At 74.4% G+C, this 21179-nt stretch carries 24 protein-coding genes; 8 read left to right on the forward strand and 16 right to left on the reverse strand.

Annotated features, from left to right (window positions below; translation table 11 throughout):
* The first annotated feature begins 2 nt into the window (after positions 1–2).
* Complete coding sequence (locus tag KBX43_RS21515) at positions 3–659, forward strand: response regulator transcription factor (RefSeq protein ID WP_210872360.1); 657 nt, start codon at positions 3–5, stop codon at positions 657–659.
* 10 nt (positions 660–669) lie between these two features.
* On the opposite strand, the gene KBX43_RS21520 is transcribed toward KBX43_RS21515, so the two are convergent.
* The 3 genes from KBX43_RS21520 to KBX43_RS21530 are packed head-to-tail and all read right to left on the reverse strand — an operon-like array spanning position 670 to position 3256.
* Entirely contained in the window at positions 670–1311 is a 642-nt protein-coding gene (locus KBX43_RS21520) for an HAD family hydrolase (protein ID WP_013475152.1), read from the reverse strand.
* 24 nt (positions 1312–1335) lie between these two features.
* Complete coding sequence (locus KBX43_RS21525; RefSeq protein ID WP_013288752.1) at positions 1336–1590, reverse strand: glutaredoxin family protein; 255 nt, start codon at positions 1588–1590, stop codon at positions 1336–1338.
* The gene (locus KBX43_RS21530) at positions 1580–3256 is read right to left on the reverse strand and encodes an AMP-binding protein (RefSeq protein ID WP_210886840.1); all 1677 of its coding nucleotides are present in this window, start codon (positions 3254–3256) and stop codon (positions 1580–1582) included. The genes KBX43_RS21525 and KBX43_RS21530 overlap by 11 nt, the downstream gene beginning before the upstream one ends.
* Before the next feature lie 512 nt (positions 3257–3768).
* Here KBX43_RS21530 and KBX43_RS21535 point away from each other — a divergent pair.
* From KBX43_RS21535 to KBX43_RS21545, 3 genes are all read left to right on the forward strand, one after another.
* On the forward strand, positions 3769–4740 hold the full coding sequence (locus KBX43_RS21535; RefSeq protein ID WP_043328086.1) for an ECF subfamily RNA polymerase sigma factor, BldN family: 972 nt from the start codon (positions 3769–3771) through the stop codon (positions 4738–4740).
* Between the two features lie 292 nt (positions 4741–5032).
* The gene (locus tag KBX43_RS21540) at positions 5033–5887 is read left to right on the forward strand and encodes a DUF5667 domain-containing protein (protein ID WP_064446675.1); all 855 of its coding nucleotides are present in this window, start codon (positions 5033–5035) and stop codon (positions 5885–5887) included.
* Between the two features lie 111 nt (positions 5888–5998).
* Positions 5999–6877 carry an HAD family phosphatase gene (locus tag KBX43_RS21545; RefSeq protein ID WP_043328083.1) on the forward strand — a complete coding sequence of 293 codons (879 nt, stop codon included), beginning with the start codon at positions 5999–6001 and terminating at the stop codon, positions 6875–6877.
* A gap of 16 nt (positions 6878–6893) precedes the next feature.
* On the opposite strand, the gene KBX43_RS21550 is transcribed toward KBX43_RS21545, so the two are convergent.
* From KBX43_RS21550 to KBX43_RS21600, 11 genes are all read right to left on the reverse strand, one after another.
* A complete protein-coding gene (locus KBX43_RS21550; protein ID WP_051611579.1) occupies positions 6894–7796 on the reverse strand; it encodes a lysophospholipid acyltransferase family protein in 903 nt (300 codons plus the stop codon).
* A 281-nt stretch (positions 7797–8077) separates the two neighbouring features.
* Positions 8078–9151 (reverse strand): NAD-dependent epimerase/dehydratase family protein, encoded by a 1074-nt coding sequence (locus KBX43_RS21555; RefSeq protein WP_064446676.1) that lies wholly within the window; start codon positions 9149–9151, stop codon positions 8078–8080.
* Between the two features lie 120 nt (positions 9152–9271).
* Entirely contained in the window at positions 9272–9373 is a 102-nt protein-coding gene (locus tag KBX43_RS21560; protein WP_007465623.1) for a 30S ribosomal protein bS22, read from the reverse strand.
* A 221-nt stretch (positions 9374–9594) separates the two neighbouring features.
* Entirely contained in the window at positions 9595–9804 is a 210-nt protein-coding gene (locus KBX43_RS21565) for a helix-turn-helix domain-containing protein (RefSeq protein WP_013288759.1), read from the reverse strand.
* A 202-nt stretch (positions 9805–10006) separates the two neighbouring features.
* Positions 10007–11191, reverse strand: a complete 1185-nt coding sequence (locus tag KBX43_RS21570; RefSeq protein WP_064446677.1) for an ABC transporter permease — start codon at positions 11189–11191, stop codon at positions 10007–10009.
* Positions 11188–12081, reverse strand: a complete 894-nt coding sequence (locus KBX43_RS21575; RefSeq protein WP_210886843.1) for an ABC transporter ATP-binding protein — start codon at positions 12079–12081, stop codon at positions 11188–11190. Before KBX43_RS21575 ends, KBX43_RS21570 begins: the two co-directional genes overlap by 4 nt.
* On the reverse strand, positions 12078–13472 hold the full coding sequence (locus tag KBX43_RS21580) for an efflux RND transporter periplasmic adaptor subunit (RefSeq protein WP_210886846.1): 1395 nt from the start codon (positions 13470–13472) through the stop codon (positions 12078–12080). Before KBX43_RS21580 ends, KBX43_RS21575 begins: the two co-directional genes overlap by 4 nt.
* Before the next feature lie 30 nt (positions 13473–13502).
* The gene (locus KBX43_RS21585) at positions 13503–15071 is read right to left on the reverse strand and encodes a hypothetical protein (protein ID WP_210886848.1); all 1569 of its coding nucleotides are present in this window, start codon (positions 15069–15071) and stop codon (positions 13503–13505) included.
* A 116-nt stretch (positions 15072–15187) separates the two neighbouring features.
* A complete protein-coding gene (locus KBX43_RS21590) occupies positions 15188–15523 on the reverse strand; it encodes a YrdB family protein (protein ID WP_210886851.1) in 336 nt (111 codons plus the stop codon).
* Entirely contained in the window at positions 15520–16089 is a 570-nt protein-coding gene (locus tag KBX43_RS21595) for a TetR-like C-terminal domain-containing protein (protein WP_069087782.1), read from the reverse strand. Before KBX43_RS21595 ends, KBX43_RS21590 begins: the two co-directional genes overlap by 4 nt.
* Positions 16082–16876, reverse strand: coding sequence for an alpha/beta fold hydrolase (locus KBX43_RS21600; protein WP_210886853.1), 795 nt, complete (start codon positions 16874–16876; stop codon positions 16082–16084). The genes KBX43_RS21595 and KBX43_RS21600 overlap by 8 nt, the downstream gene beginning before the upstream one ends.
* Positions 16877–16953: 77 nt before the next feature.
* Here KBX43_RS21600 and KBX43_RS21605 point away from each other — a divergent pair, with 77 nt between their 5' ends.
* Positions 16954–17271: a VOC family protein gene (locus KBX43_RS21605; RefSeq protein WP_210886857.1), complete on the forward strand. Its 318-nt coding sequence runs from the start codon at positions 16954–16956 to the stop codon at positions 17269–17271.
* A gap of 1 nt (position 17272) precedes the next feature.
* On the opposite strand, the gene KBX43_RS21610 is transcribed toward KBX43_RS21605, so the two are convergent.
* Complete coding sequence (locus tag KBX43_RS21610; RefSeq protein ID WP_043328076.1) at positions 17273–18193, reverse strand: proline dehydrogenase family protein; 921 nt, start codon at positions 18191–18193, stop codon at positions 17273–17275.
* Positions 18194–18311: 118 nt separating this feature from the next.
* On the opposite strand from KBX43_RS21610, the gene KBX43_RS21615 reads away from it, so the two are divergent.
* Genes KBX43_RS21615 through KBX43_RS21625 form a run of 3 tightly spaced genes read left to right on the forward strand, consistent with a single transcriptional unit; the run spans position 18312 to position 20344 of the window.
* Complete coding sequence (locus KBX43_RS21615; protein WP_223201299.1) at positions 18312–18590, forward strand: hypothetical protein; 279 nt, start codon at positions 18312–18314, stop codon at positions 18588–18590.
* 1 nt (position 18591) lies between these two features.
* Entirely contained in the window at positions 18592–19758 is a 1167-nt protein-coding gene (locus KBX43_RS21620) for a glutathionylspermidine synthase family protein (protein WP_187692946.1), read from the forward strand.
* A 19-nt stretch (positions 19759–19777) separates the two neighbouring features.
* The gene (locus tag KBX43_RS21625) at positions 19778–20344 is read left to right on the forward strand and encodes a CGNR zinc finger domain-containing protein (RefSeq protein ID WP_018787720.1); all 567 of its coding nucleotides are present in this window, start codon (positions 19778–19780) and stop codon (positions 20342–20344) included.
* A gap of 22 nt (positions 20345–20366) precedes the next feature.
* On the opposite strand, the gene KBX43_RS21630 is transcribed toward KBX43_RS21625, so the two are convergent.
* A complete protein-coding gene (locus KBX43_RS21630) occupies positions 20367–21173 on the reverse strand; it encodes a sugar phosphate isomerase/epimerase (RefSeq protein ID WP_064446686.1) in 807 nt (268 codons plus the stop codon).
* Positions 21174–21179: the final 6 nt, after the last annotated feature.

The following is a 21179-nucleotide window of genomic DNA, read 5'->3' on the forward strand; positions in this document are numbered from 1 at the left end:
CCATGCGGGTGGTGATCGCGGACGACGCCGTACTGCTCCGGGAGGGGCTGATCCGGCTGCTGACCGAGTACGGGCACGAGGTGGTGGCGGCCGTCGGTGACGGTGACGCGCTGGTCGAGGCGGTGGTGGCGCACCGGCCCGACGTCTCGGTGGTGGACGTGCGGATGCCGCCCTCACACACCGACGAGGGACTGCGCGCCGCGGTGGAGGCCCGCCGCCGGGTGCCGGGTACGCCGATCCTGGTGCTGTCCCAGTACGTCGAGGTGTCGTACGCCGACGACCTGCTGGACACCGCGGGCGGGGCCGGCGGCGGCATCGGCTACCTGCTCAAGGACCGGGTCGCCGCGATCGACGAGTTCCTGGACGGCCTGGCCCGGGTGGCCGCCGGCGGCACCGTGCTCGACCCGGAGGTGATCAGCCAGTTGCTGGTCCGGCGGCGGCGCGACGACCCGCTGGGCTCGCTGACCCCGCGCGAGCGCGAGGTGCTGGCGCTGATGGCCGAGGGCCGCTCGAACACCGCCATCGCCCGGGCGCTGGTGGTCAGCGACGGCGCGGTCGAGAAGCACGTCCGCAACATCTTCACCAAGCTCGACCTGCCGCCGGACGCGACCACGCACCACCGCCGTGTCCTGGCCGTCCTGGCCCACCTGCGCGCCTGACCGGGCCGGGTCAGGCGAGCGTGCGGGCCAGCGTCACCGCCTCGGTGAGCGTGTCGGCGGCCGGGTGGCCGCTGCCGCGCAGCCGGTCCGGGTCGGACAGGCCACCGGTGTAGAGGACGCAGCGGGCGCCGACCGAGGCGGCCGCGTCGGCGTCGTCGAGCGAGTCGCCGATCAGCACCACCTCGTGCCCGCCCAGCCCCAGCTCGGCCAGGTGCTTCTCCAGCCACTCGGCCTTGTGCCCGCCGCCGACTGTGGCACGCAGCCCGTCCACCCGGCGGAAGTGCGGCGTCAGCCCGTACGTGTGCACCGTCGGCACCAGCTCGTCGTGGAACCACATGGACAGCAGCGACTGGCTGCCCTCCCAGGACTCGATCGCGGTGGTGGCGTCGGCGGCCAGGGCGCAGGTGGTCAGCCCGGCCCGGTAGGCGTCGTGGAAGACCCGGTCCAGCGTGCCGAACGCCTCGGCGTCCACGGCCCGGCCGAGCATCTCGGCGTAGTAGTCGGCGATCGGCCGCCGGAACCGGACCCGGTGCTCGGCCGCGGTGACCGCCGGCCCGCCGGCGCTGGCGAAGGCCACGTTCGTGGCCTGGACCACCAGGTCAAGGTCGTCGAGGAGCGTTCCGTTCCAGTCCCACACGAGGTGGCGTCGCATACCCGTCACCCGAGCACTCTAAGGCTAGAGCTGCGGCGTGGTCAGGTCGCGCAGCAGCCGGTCCTCCTCGACCCGCCAGTACCCGTGTTCCTTGCCGTCGAGCAGCACCACCGGCAGCCGGTCGCCGTAGTCGCGCTCCATCTCCAGGTCGCCGGTGACGTCCCGCTCCACCCACCGGTCGCCGGTGACCGCGACCACCCGGTCGAGCGCGGCCTTCGCGTCGTCGCACAGGTGGCAGCCGGGCCGGGTGATCAGGATGAGCCTCGGGTCACTGGACATCGGATACCTCCGTGCGGATCTCGGTCGGCGACGCCGGCGACGGCACCACGGGCGCCGGGCGCAGCTCGGTCTTGCGGACCTTCCCGATCGCCGAGTACGGCAGGCTGTCGACGAACTCGACGGCGGTCGGGCACTTGAACCGGGCCAGGTTACGCGCGCAGTGGGCGAGCAGTTCGTCAGCCGTCACCGGCGAACCGGCCGCCCGGACCACGTACGCCCGCACAGTCTCGCCGGTCCGCGGGTGCGGCACGCCGAGGACCGCCGACTCGGCCACCCCGGGGTGCGCCTGGAGCACCAGCTCCACCTCGTGCGGGTAGACGTTGAAGCCGTTTACCAGGATCAGCTCGCCGAGCCGGTCGACCAGGAACAGGTCGCCGTCGCCGTCGGCGTACGCGACGTCGCCGGTGGCCCACCAGCCGTCCGGGTCCGGCCCGCCCCGCCCGTCCGGCCAGTAACCGGCGAACAGGTTCTCCCCGCGTACCACGATCTGCCCGGGGTCGGTGCCGGCCAGCTCGTCGGAGAGGTCCATCTCGTCCTCGTCGGGGGCGTCTGCGGGCGCGCCGTCGCGCCACAGCTCGGCGCCGTCGGCGCCGGTCAGGCGCAGCTCGACGCCGGGCAGCGGACGGCCGATCGAGCCGGGTTTCGGCTCGCCGCCGACGAGCGTCGAGGTGAGCACCGGCGCGGTCTCGGTGAGCCCGTAGCCGACGTGCACCGGGTGCCCGGTCAACTCGGTGAAGCGCGCCCCGACGGCCGGCGGCAGCGGCGCCGCGCCGCACACCGCGACGCGCACCGAGGCGAGCGCCGCGGCCGGGTCACGCTCCGCCTCGGCCCAGGTCAGGAACATCGACGGTACGCCGACGAGCACCGTGACCCGGTGTCGGGCGATCTCGTCCAGCGCCCCGGACGGGCCGGGCTCGTCGACGAGCACACCCGTCGCGCCGTGCCGCACCACGGCGCCGAGCACCGTGTTCAGCCCGTACGCGTGGAACAGCGGAAGGGCGAGCAGCACGACGTCGTCGGGGCCGACCACCGGCGGCTCGATCCGGTCGGTCTGGTCGTGGTTGGCGGCGAGCGCGCGGTGCGACAGCATCGCGCCCTTGGGCCGTCCCTCGGTGCCGGAGGTGTAGAGCAGGACGGCGAGGTCGTCGCCGGCGCGGGCCGGGAACCCGTCCGGCCCGGTGTCGCCGCGTACCGGCGGCGCGGTGTGCACGGCGCGCAGCCCGGGCAGCTCGGCGCGGTTCACCCGGGCGGTCACCTCGGGGGCGCCGACCAGCACCGTCGCGCCGGAGTCGGTGAGCACGTGCCGCAGCTCGCGGGCGGTGAGCGCGGGGTTGACCGGTACGGCGATCAGGCCGGCCCGGAGCGCGGCGAGGTAGGTGACCACGAAGTCCGGGGTGTTGCCGAACGCGACAGCCACCCGGGGCGGATGTCCCGGTCCGGCGGCCGGCGGCGCGTCGGCGAGCAGCGCGCGGGCGGTGGCGGTGACCGCGTCGTCCAGCTCGGACCAGGTGAGCGTCCGCTCGCGCCAGCGCAGCGCGGCCCGGTCGCCCCGTTCGGTGGCGGCCCGGCGGAGCCGGTCGGCGAGGTTCGGCGCGGAGCTTTCGGCGGCGTCCTGCACGGTGGCTGAGTCTGGCACAGCGGCGTCCGCCGGACCATGCCCGGACACGGCACCGGGTCCGCCACACGGGACTGGGAATGCAGTACGGTGGGATTCCCGAGCGCGGGATAACGATCTCCAGCGGCACGAGCCGAGCGACCCGGGGCGACCCGTGCGAGCCGCCCTCGCGACACGCCGAGCGGAAAGAAAATCTGCTCCGACCAGGACTTTCCACTGCGGACCACGATCCGGCGCGAAAGTCAACCACACGCGACGGACAACGGGTCCGCCATTCGTGCGATCCGGCGGGAAATACTTCCGCTCTGTGTAACGGACTTGCCACGCGTGGGTGACGTTGGCCCTATCATCACTCGGGTCGGCTCACCCCATTTGCCGTGAGTCGACACCCCTCAGCCCGAGGAGGCCCCCGTGCCCGTCAGCGCATTGGACCAGCACCTCAAGGGGATCTGCCGCCCGTCGGCACGTCCCGACCCGGCCGCGCCCGGCCGGGTTCCACCCGGTCCCCCGGCACCACAGTGGCGCCCGGTGCGGTCGCTGCCCACTCGGACCGGGGAGGCGCGGTGACCACCTTCGGTTACGCCGAACGGCCGGCCGGCGTCACCGGCCCGACCCAGCGCAACCCGCTCAACGAGCGCGCGGACCCGCCTCCACGCAGCGCCGAGAGCCAGCTCGCGGTACGCGGCGAGGGGCGGCGCGTACGCAGCCGCGCGCACCACACGAACGAGGCGCCGGCGCGTCCCGCGACGCCCGGCGGCAACGCGAAACCCGCGGCCGGCCGCCTCGGCAGCCCGGCCCGCCCGACCATGCCGGCGCAGGCCCGGCGCGGTGACGCGGCCACCGGCGCGGAGCCGTCCGCCGCGGAGACCGCGATCCTGCCGGCGGTGACCACAGGCGACACCGCCGTCCTGCCCGCCGTGCCGGCCGCCACGCCCGCCACCGGATTCCCCAGCCGCCCCGACCCGTCCGACCCGGCCACCGAGGTGTGGACGCTCGTCGAACGCGCGCAGGCCGGCGAGTCCGAGGCGTTCGGCCTGATCTACGACAGGTACGTCGACACCGTCTTCCGGTTCGTCTACTTCCGGGTCGGCAACCGCCAGCTCGCCGAGGACCTCACCTCCGACACGTTCCTGCGCGCGCTCAAGCGGATCGGCAGCTTCACCTGGCAGGGGCGCGACCTCGGCGCCTGGCTGGTCACCATCGCCCGCAACCTGGTCGCCGACCACTTCAAGTCGGGGCGCTACCGGCTGGAGGTGACCACCGGCGACGTCCTCGACGCCGACCGGGAGGACCGCGGTCCGGAGGGCAGCCCGGAGGCGGCGGTGGTGGAGCACATCACCAACGTCGCCCTGCTCACCGCCGTCAAGCAGCTCAACCCGGAGCAGCAGGAGTGCATCGTGCTGCGGTTCCTCCAGGGCTTCTCGGTGGCCGAGACGGCCCGTGCCATGGGCAAGAACGAGGGCGCCATCAAGGCCCTCCAGTACCGCGCGGTACGGGCCCTGGCCCGCCTGCTGCCCGACGGCTTCCACTCCTGACCGGCAGCCACCGTCCCGTTTCCTCACCGGCGCCACCGCCGGGCGCTGTCGCGTGCCCGACGCCCCACGCAGGCCGATCACTCTTGGTGATTTCGCCGCCGTCCCAGCCGTAACCGGCGACCGGCGCGGTCCGTTTCTCCGGGTGCGACCAGTGGTTGTCCCGGCGTCCCCCGGGCCACCCGGTCCGGCGGGTCGGGTCGGCCGTTCCGGTCGACTCGGTGCCACACGCTGCCACCGGTCGCTGGTGACGACGACGGCCGCCCGGCCGTGACCAGCGAGAGGGGGTGCCGCGGTGGACAGCGACCTCTTCTCCCGTCGGCGGGCCGAGCGCTTCGCGCAACTCCTCGACGAGGCCAACGGCGGACGCCGGCACCACGTCCGGTCCAAGGCGGACGGTGAACTCACCGCGCTCGTCGAGGTGAGCCGCCGGCTCAGCGCCGAACGGCCCGACGTCGAGGTGGACGCCGAGTTCCGCACCGGACTGCGGGCGATGCTCGTGGCCACCGCCGAACGTGAGGGCGTCGGCACTCCGGCCAAGACCACCACCGGGGTACGCGGAACGCTGCTGCCCGCGATCACCGGACGCCGGGCGCGGGCCCGGGGCGCGATCCTGGTCGGCGTGGCCGCCGGCGCGGTCGCCCTCTCCGGCATCTCCGCCGCCAGCGAGAACGCGCTGCCCGGTGACGCCCTGTACGGCATGAAGCGCTCCACCGAGCGCGCCCAGCTCGCGCTCGCCAGCTCGGACATCAGCCGTGGGCAGCTCTTCCTCGACTTCGCCCGCACCCGGCTGGACGAGGCCGCCTCGGTGCGCGGCGACCGGCTCGGTTTCAGCGCCGTCCTGGACGACATGGACGCGGACACCCGCCAGGGCGTACGCCTGCTGACCACGGTCGCGGCGCAGCGTTCCGACCCGGTGGCGCTGGACGCGGTGGACACGTTCCTGGCCGGCCAGCGCCGGGTGGTCAGCGGCCTGCTGGACCGGCCCGACCACGCCGAGCGGGACCGCACCCGCCGCTCGCTGGCGCTGCTCGACGCGGCCGGCAAGCGCGCCGACGCGCTGCGCGAGGCGATCGCCTGCGGACTGCCCGCGCCGCAGGCCAGCGACGCGCTCGGGCCCGCCCCGGCGGCCTGCCCGGCCGACCGCTGAGCGCGTACGCCGACCGCGCCACACTTCTCCCGGCGGACACCCACCCGTCACACCGTGCCGGATACGCTCGACGCGGAGGGCGTACGCAGTCGTCGAGGCAGGGAGGTCACCGTGGCCGGAACCCGGAAGGTGACCGTCAGCACCGACGCGCACGGGCACACCACCGGCTGGTCGGAGGCCCCGTCGGCGCCCGCGACCACGATCCCGCCGGACCCCACCGCCGCCGCCTTCTTCGACGTGGACAACACGATGATGCAGGGCGCCTCGATCTACTGGTTCGCCCGCGGGCTGGCCGCCCGGAAGTACTTCACCACCGGTGACCTGGCCCGTTTCGCCTGGCAGCAGGCCCGGTTCCGGCTGCTCGCCACCGAGCACGCGGGCGACATGTCCCAGGCCAAGGAGGCCGCGCTCGCGTTCGTGCAGGGCTGGCGGGTGGACGACATCGAGCGTCTCGCCGACGAGATCTTCGACGAGCTGATGGCCCCGCGCATCTGGGCCGGCACCCGCCGTCTGGCCCAGCGTCACCTCGACGCGGGCGAGCGGGTCTGGCTGGTCAGCGCCGCCCCGGTGGAGATCGGCCGGGTGATCGCCGCCCGGCTCGGCCTTACCGGCGCGATCGGCACGGTGGCCGAGGTGGTCGACGGCGCGTACACCGGGCGGCTGGTCGGTGACCTGATGCACGGGCCGGCGAAGGCCGAGGCGGTGACCCAGCTCGCCGCCGTGGAAGGGCTGGACCTGGCCCGCTGCGCGGCCTACAGCGACTCGGCGAACGACCTGCCGATGCTCTCCGCCGTCGGCCGTGCGGTCGCGGTGAATCCCGATCCGGCGCTGCTGCGGCAGGCCCGCGAGCGGGGCTGGGACGTGCGCGACTTCCGCACCGGGCGGCGGGCCGTACGCATCGCCGTGCCCTCCACCGCCGCCGCCGGGCTGCTGGCCGGCGCGGTCACGGCCGGCCTGGCGCTGCACCGGCGCCGCCACCGCGAGGCCTGAGCCGGCGCGCGTTCGCTCAGGGCCCGAACGGGTCGGGGCGGCGTTCGAGCAGCTTGTGCAGCGTCTGCTGGATCGTCTCCCGCACCTGGTCGGCGAGGTTGAACACCACGAGCGGGTCGTCGGCGGAGTCACGCAGGTGCGCGGTCGGGATCGGCGGGCAGAACTCGATCAGCCACTTGCTCGGCAGCGGCACCATGCCCAGCGGCCCGAGCCAGGGGAACGTCGGCGTGACCGGGAAGTACGGCAGTTTGAGCAGCCGCGCGAGGGGCTTGATGTCGGCGAGCATCGGGTAGATCTCCTCGCCGCCGACGATCGCGACCGGCACGATCGGCGTGCCGGTGCGCAGCGCGGCGGAGACGAATCCGCCCCGGCCGAAGCGCTGGAGCTTGTAGCGGTCGGAGTAGAGCTTGCCGACCCCCTTGAAGCCCTCCGGGAACACGCCCACCAGTTCGCCGTTGCCGAGCAGCCGCTCCGCGTCCGGGTTGCAGGCGACGGTGCCGCCGGTCTTGCGGGCTATCTCGGAGACGACGGGCATCCGGAAGACCAGGTCGGCGCCGAGCAGCCGCAGGTAGCGGCGCGCCGGGTGCCGGTCGTGCAGCGCGGTGGAGAGGATCAGCGCGTCGAGCGCCACGGTGCCGGAGTGGTTGCCCACGACCAGGCCCGCGCCCTCGGCCGGTACGTGCTCGATGCCGCTGACCTCGGTGCGGAACCAGTCCCGGTAGAGCAGCCGGACCAGCGGGTGGACAACCGCGTCGGTCAGGTCGGGGTCGAAGCCGAACTCGTCGACCTCGTAGTCACCGGCGAGCCGCCGCCGCAGGAACGCCAGGCCCTGGGCCACCTTGCGGTCCCAGTGGTCGCCCGGCCGGTCGGCCACCGCCGGTCCGGGCGGCGTGTCACCGGCCGGCGCGTCGCCGGCCACGGCCTTCTTCGCCACGGCCTTCTTCGCGACCGTCTTCTTGGCCACGGTCTTCTTGGCCACCGTCTTCTCGGCCGTCGGGCGGTGCGCGGCCGGACCCGGGGCGGCCGACCCGGCCGGGGTGCCGGGCTCGTCGGCGGAGGTGTCCGGCTCGACCGGCGCGGCCGGGCGGGCGGACGGCGCGGTCACCCGGCGGTGTCCGTTGCGCCGTGCCGGCTCCGCGCCCGGCCCGGGCACGTCCAGCGGTACGTCGTAGCGCGCGTCGCGCCGCTCCTCCGGGCTGGTCACGAACGCTCCCGTACGGTCGAGCGGACCTGCCGGATGCTCTCCAGCACCAACCGCTCGGCCGCGGCCAACTGGTCCCGGGTCACCACGACGCCGCCGTGGTGGGCGCGGATGAAGTCCTCGAACGCGGCGGCGGTCGAGCGGGGCGTGAAGCCGAACTCCCGCTCCAGCCGGCTGGTGTCCACCACCCGGCCGTGCACGAACAGGTCCACCTGGTCCAGGCCGTACCGGCCGAAGCCCAGGCTACGGGCGATCGCGGCGACCCCGGCCAGGCCCGGTTCCAGCACCGGCACCGCCACCCGGCCGGCCCGGCGGATCGCCTGCGACAGCGACAGCACGCCCGGCCCGGCGACGTTGTACGTGCCCGGGTGGTCCTCGGCGACCGAGCGGTGCAGCACCTCCAGCGCGTCGTCGAAGTGCACGAACTGCAGGCGCGGGTCACGGCCGAAGACGGTGGGCACCACCGGCTGGGAGAAGTAGCGCGTGAGCGTGGTGTCGGCGGCGTAACCGATGAACGGCGCGAAGCGCAGCACGGTCGCGGTGACGTCGGGCCGGCGGCGGCGGAACCCGCGGACGTACCCCTCGATGTCGAGTATGTCGCGGCCGAAACCGCCGCGCGGCACCTCGCGCGGCTCGGTCTCCTCGGTGAAGACGGCCGGATCGCGGAACGACACCCCGTACGCGGCGGTGGACGAGCGGACCACGAGCTTGCGCAGCCGGGGCGCGCGCTGCGCGGCGGCGAGCATCTGCATCGTGCCGATGACGTTCTGTTCCTTCATCGCCGACCGGCCGCCCTGCTGCGGGTCGGGGGAGGTGACGAGCGCGAGGTGCACCACGGCGTCGACGTCGAGGTCGGCCAGGAGACCGCCGAGCGAGTCGAGGTCGAGACGGACCCGTTCCACGTCGGTGAGCAGGTCGGCCAGCTCGGGGTTGGGCGGCGCCGGATCGACCCCGATGACCCGCTCGATCCGCGGGTCGGCGGCGAGCCGCGCGGCGACGTGCGCGCCGAGCCAGCGACCGACCCCGGTCACGACGACGACCCCCGGGGCACCGGAGGTGTCACCGGGGGTCATGTCGTGCGCCTTGCGCGGCAGGCGGGATCGAGCCGGGACGTCCACGGCCTGATCACCTGAGCCTCCGAGGGTCGACAGTTGGCAAGTGGTGCCGGGTGCCGGGCCAGTGCCCGGCACCGGTCACTTGCCGAGACGGCGACGCTGGACGCGGGTCTTGCGCAGCAGCTTGCGGTGCTTCTTCTTAGCCATGCGCTTGCGGCGCTTCTTGACCACCGAGCCCATACGACAGCCTTTCGATGCAACGTTCGGGGCGGACCGGAAGACACCACCGCCGGTGGCGTCTTGACCGCTTGCGGACAACGGACCGGACCAGCGTGGTGGGCAGGGCACACCAGAGGGCGATCACGGTCGTGGTCCAGCCTAACCGGAGTGCGTCAGCAGGACCAACGCGCCCCCGTCGATGCCCCTTTTCGTCGCACTCGGCGGACCGGCCCGCCGAGTGCTCAGGCGGACTCCTGGAAGGCGCCCCGGAGGTATTCGTGCACGGCGTGCTCGGGCACCCGGAACGAGCGGCCGACCCGCACCGCGGTCAGCTCACCGCTGTGCACGAGACGATAGACAGTCATCTTGGAGACCCGCATGACCGTCGCCACCTCGGCGACGGTCAGGAACCTGACATCCGACAGCCGTGCGTCGGACTGCGACCCGGCCATGGCTCACCGACCCATTCCCGTGCCCGGCGCGTGTCACCGGGCAGGTGCTCCCGCCTCGACGAGCGACGCGCGTGTAACCAGTACGGTAGCGGGACGGCTGTGACCTGCGCGATCCCTTCCACCCTTTGATCATGGCGGGACAGCCGTTCACCCGATGTCCACCAGGGGTTTTTCGCCCGGACGGGTGTCTCGTCCGTAACGCCTACTCGGCGCGCAGCGCCACCACCGGGTCGAGCCGGCCGGCCCGCTGCGCCGGCACCACACCGAAGACGATGCCGACCGCCGCGGAGACGCCGAACGCCAGCGCCAGCGACCACCAGGTGATCGCCGCCGGGATCGGCGAGAGCGCGTCGACGAGCAGCGCGGTGCCCACGCCCAGCGCCATCCCGGTCAGGCCGCCCACCGAGGTGAGCAGCACCGCCTCCAGCAGGAACTGCACGCCGATGTCCCGGGGACGCGCGCCGACCGCCTTGCGCAGGCCGATCTCGCGGGTCCGCTCGCGTACCGAGACCAGCATGATGTTGGACACGCCGACGCCGCCCACCAGCAGCGAGATGCCCGCGATGGCGGCCAGCACACCGGTGAGCACGCCCAGGATGTCGCCGAGCACGCCGAGGATCTGCCGCTGGGTGACGGCGCTGAACTCGGTGTCCGGGTGCCGGCGGGACAGCTCCGCGACGATCCGCTCGCCGAGTTCGTCGATCCGCTCCCGGTCCGGCGCCTTCACCGCGATGCCGTCGATGCGCTGGGTGCCCCACAGCCGTTGCGCCGCCGTCACCGGTACGTGCACCTCGTCGTCCCGGTCCACGCCGAGGCTCTGCCCGAGCGGCGCGAAGACGCCGATCACCCGGAACCGCACGCCGGCCAGCGTGACCTGCTGACCGAGCGGGTCCCGGTCGGGAAACAGCGCCCGGGCCACCGAGTCGCCGAGCACCGCCACCCGGCGGCTGGTGTCGACGTCCGCCCCGGTCAGGTAGCGGCCCCGCGACAGCGACCTGGTGAACACCGACGGGGTGGTCTCCAGCACCCCCTGCACGGTGGTGAAGTCGGACCGGTTGCCGGCCCGGGCGGTCGCGCCGGAGGCCACTGTCACCGCGACCCGGCCGGGGTCGCCGACCACCCGGGAGACGGCGTCGGCGTCGCTGAGGTCCAGCGGCGAGACCACCGGCGCGTTGCCCACCTCGATCCGGCCCGGCACCACCAGCAGCAGGTTCGAGCCGAGCCCCTCGACCTGCTGCTCGACCTGCTGTTTGGTGCCGGTGCCGATGGCCACCAGGATCACCACCGAGGCCACCCCGATGATCACCCCGAGCATGGTCAGCACGCTGCGCAGCCGGTTGGCCCGCAGCGCGTCCCACGCCACCCGCCACGCCTCGGCCAGCCTCATCCCGCGTCCCCGCCGGACCGCGGAAGGCGCTGCTCGGCGCGAGGGCGCTCCCCGGGCCGCGGAAGGCGCCCGGTGGCACCGGCGGCGCCACCGGAGCCACCGGGCGGGTGCCCCGGGCCGCTTCCGGACACGGACCGGGGCTCCGCGCTGGGAGCGGGGTCCAGTGTCGCAGGTACGCCGGAGCCGTCCGACGGCGGTCGATCATGAGCGCTGTCCGAGCGGATCAGGCCGTCCCGCACCGCGATCCGCCGGCGCGCCCGGGCGGCCACCTCCTGGTCGTGGGTCACCATCACCAGCGCCACCCCGGACTCGGCGTTCAGCTGTTCCAGCAGCTCCAGCACCGCCTCGCCGGTGGCACTGTCCAGATTGCCGGTCGGCTCGTCGGCGAGCAGCACCGCCGGTTCGGTGACCAGCGCGCGGGCGATCGCCACCCGCTGCTGCTCGCCGCCGGAGAGCTGGTTGGGCCGGTGGTGCAGCCGGTGGCCGAGACCGACCCGGCCCAGCATCGCCGCCGCCCGCTCCCGCCGCTGCCGCGCCCCGACGCCCCGGTAGACAAGCGGCAGCGCCACGTTGTCCACCGCCGACGTACGAGCCAGCAGGTGGAACGCCTGGAACACGAAGCCGATCGTCTCGTTGCGCAGCGTCGCCAGCTCCGGGGCGGTGAGCGTGGTGACGTCCCGGCCGCCGATCACCAGCCGGCCGCCGCTGGGCCGGTCCAGCCCGCCGAGCAGGTGCATCAGCGTCGACTTGCCCGAGCCGGACGGGCCGATCACCGCCACGTACTCGCCCTGGTCGATGGTGAGCGACACCCCGCGCAGCGCGGACACCGAGACGCCGTCCAACTCGTACGTGCGCCAGACGTCGACCGCCTCGATCGCCGGTTCGGTCACGGGAGTTCCTGGCCGTCGCGGACCTGGTCGGCGCCGCGTACCACCACCCGGTCGCCGGCCCGTACGCCGTCGACGATCTGCACCAGGTCCTGCCCCTGCACGCCCACCGTCACCGGCACCCGGTCGGCGCGACCGTTCCGCAGCACCCAGACCGCGTCCCGCCCGTCGGCGGAGAAGACCGCCGACGCCGGCACCGCCACCGCGTCGGCTGCCTCGCGCACCCGCAGCCGTACCACCGCGTTCATGCCGGGGCGGGGTGCCGGGGCGGCCTCGGCCTCACCCATCCGTCCGGCACCGAGGTCGAGCCGGACCCGGTAGGTGACGCCACCCCGCGCCGAACTGGTCGGCAGCACGTCGACCGACCGCACAGTGGCGTCGTACGTCGCGCCGGTCACCGCGTCCAGCTCGACCGAGGCGGGCACCCCCGCCCGCACCAGCAGCACGTCCGTCTCGTCCACCTCGGCGAGCAGGCCGAGCCGGCCGGTGTCCACCACAGTGAGCACCGGCGTGCCGGCGGTGACCCGGCCACCGGCCGGGATCGCGTCGTCCACGCCGGGCGGCGGTCCGCCCTGCCCGCCCGCGCCGAACGCCGACGGGTCGAGACCGGGCACCGCAGAGCCACCGGCCGCACCGAGCAGCCCGGCCAGGTCGGCCGGCGCCGCCCGGGTGCCGCCCGGCTGCACCACACCGGAGATCGGCGCGCGCAGCGTCAACGCGTCCACTGTCGCCTTCGCCAGGTCGTACGCCTGCTGGGCCTGGAGTCGCTGCGCGGCCGACAGCGCGCCGACGGCGCTGTTCAGCCCGGCGACCCCGCGCTGCACCTGGGCGACGGCCCGGTCGGCGGCGCGGGCGGCCGACTCGTACTGTCGCTGCGCCGAGGAGACCTGGAGCAGCAGCGCGGCGCGTACCTGCGGGTCGCCGACCTTGCCGGCGGCGGCGCGGGCGGCGGCGAACGCCTCGTCGGCGGCCCGGTCGGTGCCCCGCCGGCTGCCGCCCAGGTCACCGGTGCCGGTGCCCCGGCCGGCCCGCTTCGCCGCGCGCAGCGCCTCCCGGGCCTGCGCCAGGCGCTCCCGGGCCGACGGCGAGTCGATCACCGCGAGCACCTGCCCGCGGCTGACCCGCGCGCCGGGGGCGACCCGCAGGCTGGCGAGCGTGCCGTCGGCGGGCGCGGTGAGCGTGGCTGCGGCCCGTGCGGTCACTGTGGCCGGCGCGTCGATCACCTCGCTGACCGGGGCGCGGCCCACCTCGGCGACAGTCACCGCCGGGGCGTCGTCGCCGCAGGAGGCGGCGGTCGTGCCGGTCAGGGCGACGACGGCGAGCAGCGCGGTGACGAGACGGGGGCGGCGGGCCGCGGGCAGCCGCGGCGAGGGAGTGCGGGCCACCCGGCCCATGCTACGACCCCGTCGACAGGCGTCGACGTGTCAGCCGACGACGGCCCGCACGTACGCGACGCACTCGTCGTGCAGCATCGACCACGGGTCGCCGAGCACCTCGTCGGCGGCCTGCGCCGGTGACCGCCGCTCGTGCACCACGGCCCGGTAGAAGTCGAGCATCCGCTGCTCGCCGTAGCGGTCGACCAGGTGCCGCACGGCCAGGTAGCCGACGCCGTAGGCGCCGCCGACCCGGCTGTCGCTCGCGTCCGCCTCCGGCGCCACCGCCTCCAGCCGCCCGGACCAGCCGCCGCGCAGCAGATCGCGCACCTCGGTCAGTCCCTCGTAGCGGTGGACCGGCTGGCCGTCCGCACCGGCGTACTCGGCCAGCCCCTCCACCAGCCACCAGTCCGCGCGGTCGGCGTACCCCCGGTCGGGCAGCGAGGCGGCGTGGGTGAGTTCGTGCCGCAGCAGGTCGTCGACGCCGTCCGGGGTGACGGTCTGGGCGTTGAGCACGACGTCGTGGCGTCCACCGCCGACGCCCACCGCGTACCCGGCGGTCCACTTCGGCCGGCCGCCGCCGTACCAGCGCCGCCACTCGGTCTTCCCGGCGTAGTAGACGAGATACCGGTCCGGCCGCGCGTCGCCGACCGCGTACCGGTCCGCGACCCGGGCGGCCGCCTCGGCCTGGGCGAGCAGGCCGGGCAGCTTGCTCCGCTGCGCGGTGGTGGTGGCCACCACCACCCGCTTCCCGACCGTCACGGCCAGGTCGTTCGCCTGCCACGGCCGGACGCCGGCCGGGTCCGTGCCGGACGGTTCCAGCGCGGTCAGCCGGGGCTCCTCCCCCACCAGCCGCCAGCGCGCGTCCAGCTCCACAGTGCTCGGCGCGCAGTCCGGCGCCACGAAGCAGTACCCCACTGTGATCGTCTGCCGCCACTGTCCGGGCTGCCCGTCGGCCGCCTCCGGCACCCCGTCGGCGGCCGGCCGCCACACGGTGACGCGCAGCGCCCGCAGCGCCGCGTACCGCCGGCTCAGGGCCGGCCGCGCCGCCGGTTCGGCGATCGCGAGGAAGCCGGCCCGGTCGGCGCCGACGAGCGCGGTGGCCTGCCGGTCCAGCAGCGCGAGCATCCGCTCGCCGAGCCGCCGCTGCACCGCCGTGCCCGGGTCGCCCTTCGCGGCCGACCGTCCGGCCGCGTCCGGCGCGGGCCCGCGCAGGAGCACGCCGGGCACCGCGCCCGCCACCAGGCCGAGCGCGAGTCCGAGCGCGGTCCAGAGCGGCCAGCGCCGCCGTTTCCGCACCGCCCGCGTCGGCTCGCCCACGTGCGCCATTGGTACGGGGTACGGCGCGGGTACCGCGACGGGGTGCGGCAACGACGCCGGTGCCGGTGCCATGGTGTCAACGGCGGCGTCCACCTCGGCGCTGTCGGCGCCGGCGTCAGCCGCGCGGGCGGTCTCGGCGCGGGTGTCGTCAGCGCCGGCGTTGGCGCTGAGGTTGGCCGCGACCGCGTCGGCGGCGCTCGCCTTGTCGACGGCATCGACGGCATCGACGGCATCGACGGCGGGACGATGCTCGTCGCCGTCCGTCGTCCGGCCGGGAGGCTGCTCGTCGCCGTCGGTCACCGGCGAAGGGTACGACCAATCGGGCGTTCCGGGAAAGAGTCCCGCCGCTGTTCCGCCGCGCTCCGAGATCTTGGAAGGAAAGGGCCCCCAGAGGGACCGAATTCTTCCAAGATCTCTCAGATCGGGGTGCCGGTCAGCGTCAGCGTGGCCTTGTCGGCTGCCCAGAGGGCCACCAGGGCCACGCCGGGCACGGCATGACCGGCCAGGGCGAGCAGCACGCCGCCGGTGAGGAAGCAGGCGGCCTGGACGGCGAGCTTGGCCGGGTCGGGCAGCGTCACGGCGGCGCGCGGTGAGCAGAACAGTCCCCACGCCACGGCGATCACCAGCGGCGCGCCGAGCCCGGCCAGCAGGCGCAGCGGCCAGCCGGCGTCGAGCGTGAAGCCCCAGTACCCGGCCGAGCCCAGCAGGGCCAGCTCCAACAGGAAGATCACGCCCAGCAGCAGCGCGGTCATCGGTCTCCCCAGGAACGGTAGGCGCGGTCCAGGCCCGCGATCAGCTGGTCGAAGGAACGGTCGGTGTCGCGGGGCAACCCGAATCCGCCGGCCGCCTCCAGCGCGACGAAGCCGTGTACGGCGGCCCGGAACATCCGGATCGCGTCGATCGCGTCGTCGCCGTCGAGGCCGTACCCGAGCAGGATCGCCCGGATCGCGCCGACCGCGCGCTCACCGGCGGCGAGGTGTTCGGCGTCGGCCGGGTCGGGCGCCCGCTGGGCGGCCGGGTAGCGGCCGGGGTGCTGCCGCGCGTACGCCCGGTAGGCGGCGGCGACGGCGCGCAACGCGTCGCCGCCGGCCCGGCCCGCGGCGGCGGTGGTGAGCACGTCGGCGATCTCGGCGGTGGCGAGCACGGCGAGCTGCTGGTGCAGCGCGTCCACGCCGCGCACGTGCTTGTAGAGGCTGGGCAGCGCGACGCCGAGCCGGGCGGCGAGCGCGGCCAGCGTCAGCTTCTCGTAGCCGACCTCGTCGGCGAGCACGGCCGCCTCCCGCACGACTGTGGCCGGGGTCAGGCCGGCCCTAGGCACGCGCGGTCACCGCCAGGAACTCGACCAGGTCGGCGGCGGTGGCGTCGGGCTGGTCGGCGTGCGGGTAGTGGCCGGAGTCGGCGATCATGCGCGCCTCGGCGACGGCGAACTGCCGGCGCGCGGCCCGCGCCTCCGCGCCGGGGTCGGGGAAGTCCGGGTCCTTGGTGCCCATCAGCACGAGCACCGGCCGGTTCACGTCGCGGGCCCGCGCGGTCCAGTGCGGGTCGGCCGGCGCGACCACGCCGCGCACGGCGGCCATCCGGCCGCGCAGCTTGGCGACCAGCTCCTTGCGGTACGCGGCGTCGTCCGCCGGGCGCGCGCAGGGGAACAGTGTGCGGTGGAACAGGCCGAACAGGCGAGGGCTGCGCAGCACGACGGCTTGCGCGGCCCGCATCAGCGGGTTCGGCTTCGGCGTGCCGACGAACGCGCCGATCTGCACGATGCCGCTGACCAGTTCCGGCGCCTCGGCCGCGGCGAAGACCACTGCCGCGCCGCTGGAGGAGCTGCCGACCAGGGTGGCCGGGCCTCCGCCGAGCGCCCGCACCACGGCGAGCAGATCGCCGCCGACGTGCTCCGGGGCGTACGTGGGCCAGCGCGGGCTGGAGTCGCCGTGCCCGCGTACGTCGACAGCTGCCACCCGGTAGCCGGCCGCGACGAGCCGGGGCGTCAGGTGCCGGAAGGCGGCCCGGTTCTCGCCCATGCCGTGCGCGAGCACCACGAGCGGGCCCGAGCCGTGCACCTCGTACGCGATAGTGCCGCCGTCCCGCGCCACCTGGCTAACTGTCATAGCCTTAAAGCTAATGCTGTTAGCCAGACCGCGTCAAGCTTGACCTCAACCCGGGATGAGGTCGCACGATCCCGCACATGCCGATCACCGCCGACACCCACGTACGCCTCGCCCGCCCGAGCCGCGACCTGGTGATGCTCGGCCTGCCCGGGGCCGGCTGGCACCTGGAGCTGGTCGGCGGCTCGACGCTCGCGGTCGAGCCGCGCCCCACCGGCGAGGACCTCTTCGTGCTCTACCTCGACGGACCACCCGACGACGAACTGGTCCCGAGAATCGAACGGGCCGGCGGGACCAGGGTCTCCGCCGGCCCGTACTGGGACAGGTGGGGTGTCACGTTCGCCGACCCGGACGGCTACCGCCTCGTGCTGTGCACCCGGGCCTGGTCGAACGACTGACTCACTTCTTCGACAGCACCGCACGGCCGAAGAACGCCAGGTTCGCCGGGCGCTCCGCGAGCCGGCGCATCAGGTAGCCGTACCACTGGTCGCCGTAGGGGACGTAGGTCCGCACCGTGTAGCCCTCGCCGACCAGGCGCTGCTGCTCCTCCGGCCGGATGCCGTAGAGCATCTGGAACTCGAACCGGGCCGGGTCACGGTCGAACCAGCGGGCGCGGTCCTCGCCGATCGCGATCAGCCGCGGGTCGTGCGTGGCGAGCATCGGGTAGCCGTCGCCGGACATCAGCACGTTCATGCAGCGCACGTACGACTTGTCCACCTCGCGGGCCGACTGGTACGCCACCGACTCCGGCTCCTTGTACGCGCCCTTGCACAGCCGCACCCGCGACCCGGCGGAGGCCAGCTCCCGGCAGTCCGACTCGGTCCGCCGCAGGTACGCCTGGAGCACCGCCCCGGTCGACGGGTGGTCCTTGCGCAGCTTCGCCAGGATGTCCAGCGTCGAGTCGGTGGTGGTGTGGTCCTCCATGTCCAGCGTGACAGTGGTGCCCGCCGCGTCGGCCGCCGCGCAGATCGCCCGCGCGTTGTCGTACGCGAGCTGCTCGTCGAACATCTGGCCCAGCGCGGACAGCTTCACGCTGACCTCGGCAGCCGGGGTGAGCCCGGCGGCGCCGAGCCGGCTCAGCAGCGTGAGGTACTCGTCCCGGGTGGCGTTCGCCTGCTCCGGGGTGGTGGTGTCCTCGCCCAGGTAGTCGAGGGTGACCGCTTGGCCGTCGGCGACCAGCTCGCGGGTGGCGCGCAGCGCGTCGTCGGTGGCGGCGCCGGCGACGAACCGGCGGACGACGTCCCGGGTGAACGGGGCCGTCGCGACGAGCCGCTCCACCTGGGAAGACCGGGAGGCGGCGAGGATGACGGAACGGAGCATGAGCCGAGCGTAACGCTCATCACCGGCCCTCCGCCGGGCGCGTCCGAGGCCCGCTCGGGTCGGCGCGCGGACCCGGGGCGGGCACCCCCGGCTGGCGTCGATCGGCTACAACGTTCACGTGGATCGACGACACCCCCGGCGGCGGCTCCGCTCGGCCTCCGTGCAGCTCGGCGCGCTGACCGCGCTCGCCCTCGCGCTCTCCGGCTGCAACAACGGCTACGACGACGACGATGACGACTGCGCGCTCGGACCGGCCGGCGGGGGCGGCGACACCGTCGCGGTCGCCCTGCGTGTGCCGGCGACCGCCACCGCCGCGCGCGGCGAGCCGGCCCCGACGACCGCCGCGCTGCCCGAGCGCGGCGGCTTCGGCAGCCACCTCGCCTCCTGCGGCGGCTGACGTGCGCCGCGAGGCCAGCACGCCGCGCCCCGGCTGGGACGAGACCATCCGGGCCCAGGGCCTGGTGTACGTCGACACCGAACTGCCCGACGGCAACGTCATGTCGTACTGGGACGAGACGGCCGCGTACTCGTTCACGCTCGACGAGGTGCTCCGCCTGGAGGAGGCGACGGAGGAGCTGCACCGGATGTCGGTGGCCGCCGCCGAGCACGTGGTGGCCCGCAACCGGTACGCCGAGTTCGGCATCCCCGAATGGGCCGCCGAGGCGGTCGCCCGCTCGCTGCGGGAGAGCCCGCCGACGCTGTACGGCCGGTTCGACCTCTGGTACGACGGCAGCGGCCCGCCGAAGATGCTGGAGTACAACGCCGACACCCCGACCGCGCTGGTCGAGGCGAGCATCGTGCAGTGGTACTGGCTGGAACACACCCGCCCGGACGCGGACCAGTGGAACAGCCTGCACGAACGGCTGGTCGGCGCGTGGGCCAAGATCGGCGCCGGGCTGCACGAGCGCCGGACGCACGTGCTCTGGTCCGAGGAAGAGGAGTCGGGCGAGGACCAGATCACCGCCGGCTACCTGGCCGAGACGGCCCGCCAAGCCGGGCTGGACGTGACGCTCATGCCGATCCAGCAGGTCGGCTGGGACGGGCGGCGCTTCGTCGACGCCGACGACCGCCCCATCACCACCTGCTTCAAGCTCTACCCCTGGGAGTGGATGCTGGCCGAACCGTACGGGCGGCCCGCGCTCGACCCGGGCACGCCCACCACCTGGATCGAGCCGGCCTGGAAGCTGCTGCTGTCGAACAAGGCGCTGCTGGCGGTGCTCTGGGAGCTGTACCCGGGGCACGACTACCTGCTGCCCGCGTACCTGGACTCACCGCGCGGCATGACCGAGTACGTGGCCAAGCCGCTGCTCGGCCGCGAAGGCGGTTCGGTACGCATCGTGACCGGCGACACCGAGATCACCAACCCGGGGATCTACGGCGACGAGGGCTTCTGCTTCCAGGAGTTCCGCGCGTTGCCCGAGTTCGAGGGCAACCGGACGGTGCTCGGCAGCTGGATCGTGGACGGCGAGTCAGCCGGCGCCGGCGTACGGGAGAGCGAGAGCCTCATCACTGACGGTTACGCGCGGTTCCTGCCCCACTACATCGACGCACCGCGTCTGCCGTGAGTCGTCTACCGTTGGTGTCGTGAACTTCGACGCGTACGCCCGGACCGGGGTCGAGCTCGTCAACGCCCGGCTGGACGACCTGGACGGCCTACGGGCTGTCTTCTCGGACGAGCAGGGCTGGATGCGCGACGAAGTCGCGGAACGGGACCTGGCGATCTTCCGGCGGGCGCAGAAGCGACTCCGGGACGTCTTCGAGTACGGCACCTCGGGCCGGGACAACGAAGCGGTGGCGGAGCTGAACGCGCTGCTGGAGGCGTTCCCGGTGCAGCCGCGCATCTCCGGCCACGACTCCTCCGACTGGCACATGCACGTGACCAGCCGGGGCGCGTCGGTCTCCTCCGAATACCTGGCCGGGGCGGTCTGGGGCCTGTCGGTGTGGCTCTGCGAGTACGGCAGCGCCCGCTTCGGCGTCTGCGCCGACGACCGCTGCGGCAACGTCTACCTGGACACCTCGTCCAACTGCTGCCGGCGGTTCTGCTCCGAGCGCTGCGCCACCCGCTCCCACGTGGCGGCGCATCGGGCCCGCAAGCGGGCCGCGGTCGGCGAGCAGGCCGTCCCCGCGCAGCCGCTGTCCCCGGTGAGCTGACCTCCGGGGCGGCGCGCCCCGGTCAGGCGTCGACCGGCGAGGCGGCGGTCAGGTTCGCCCGGGCGAACTCCAGCGACTCACGCAGGTCCGCCTCCCGGACCGCCCGGCTCTTCGCGCCCCGGGTGGTCACCTCTACCGCCACCGTGCCGCTGAACCCTCGGCCGGCGAGCGAGCGGAGCATCTCCGCGCAGGGCTGCCCGCCGCGACCGGGCACCAGGTGCTCGTCACGCCCCTCGCCGGTGCCGTCGCCCAGGTGCACGTGCGCCAGGCCGGAACCCATCCGGTCGGCCATCGCCATCGCGTCGGTGTGCGACGCAGCGCAGTGCGACAGGTCGAGCGTGTACGAGGCGTACCCGATCTCGGTCGGGTCCCAGCCCGGCGCGTACGGGACGAACTGCCGCCCCGCCATCCGCACCGGGTACATGTTCTCCACCCCGAAGTGCAGGCCGCCGAACTGCCCGGCGATCGTGTCGAGCCCGTCGGCGAAGGTACGCGCGTAGTCACGCTGCCAGGTGAACGGCGGGTGCACCACGACGGTCGGCGCCTCCAGCGTCTCGGCCAGCTCGGCGGCCTTGCGCAGCCGCTCCCACGGGTCGGGGCTCCACACCCGCTGGGTGACCAGCAGGCAGGGGGCGTGCACCGACAGCACCGGGACGCCGTAGTGCTCGGCGAGGCCGCGCAGCGCGCCCGCGTCCTGGCTGACCGGGTCGGTCCAGACCATCACCTCGATGCCGTCGTAGCCGAGTTCGGCGGCGAGCTGGAACGCCGCCGCGGTCCGTTCGGGGAAGACCGAGGACGTGGACAGGAGTACCGGAACGCGGTAGGTCACGCCTCC

Source organism: Micromonospora sp. C41 (assembly GCF_018070485.1).
GTDB classification, from domain to species: domain Bacteria; phylum Actinomycetota; class Actinomycetes; order Mycobacteriales; family Micromonosporaceae; genus Micromonospora; species Micromonospora chalcea.

Coding starts and splice junctions, on each gene's coding strand:
- KBX43_RS21515 (WP_210872360.1), top strand. CDS start 3: ATGCGGGTGGTGATCGCGGACGACGCCGTACTGCTCCGGGAGGGGCTG.
- KBX43_RS21520 (WP_013475152.1), bottom strand. CDS start 1,311: ATGCGACGCCACCTCGTGTGGGACTGGAACGGAACGCTCCTCGACGAC.
- KBX43_RS21525 (WP_013288752.1), bottom strand. CDS start 1,590: ATGTCCAGTGACCCGAGGCTCATCCTGATCACCCGGCCCGGCTGCCAC.
- KBX43_RS21555 (WP_064446676.1), bottom strand. CDS start 9,151: ATGACCCCCGGTGACACCTCCGGTGCCCCGGGGGTCGTCGTCGTGACC.
- KBX43_RS21560 (WP_007465623.1), bottom strand. CDS start 9,373: ATGGGCTCGGTGGTCAAGAAGCGCCGCAAGCGCATGGCTAAGAAGAAG.
- KBX43_RS21565 (WP_013288759.1), bottom strand. CDS start 9,804: ATGGCCGGGTCGCAGTCCGACGCACGGCTGTCGGATGTCAGGTTCCTG.
- KBX43_RS21570 (WP_064446677.1), bottom strand. CDS start 11,191: ATGAGGCTGGCCGAGGCGTGGCGGGTGGCGTGGGACGCGCTGCGGGCC.
- KBX43_RS21580 (WP_210886846.1), bottom strand. CDS start 13,472: ATGGGCCGGGTGGCCCGCACTCCCTCGCCGCGGCTGCCCGCGGCCCGC.
- KBX43_RS21590 (WP_210886851.1), bottom strand. CDS start 15,523: ATGACCGCGCTGCTGCTGGGCGTGATCTTCCTGTTGGAGCTGGCCCTG.
- KBX43_RS21600 (WP_210886853.1), bottom strand. CDS start 16,876: ATGACAGTTAGCCAGGTGGCGCGGGACGGCGGCACTATCGCGTACGAG.
- KBX43_RS21605 (WP_210886857.1), top strand. CDS start 16,954: ATGCCGATCACCGCCGACACCCACGTACGCCTCGCCCGCCCGAGCCGC.
- KBX43_RS21610 (WP_043328076.1), bottom strand. CDS start 18,193: ATGCTCCGTTCCGTCATCCTCGCCGCCTCCCGGTCTTCCCAGGTGGAG.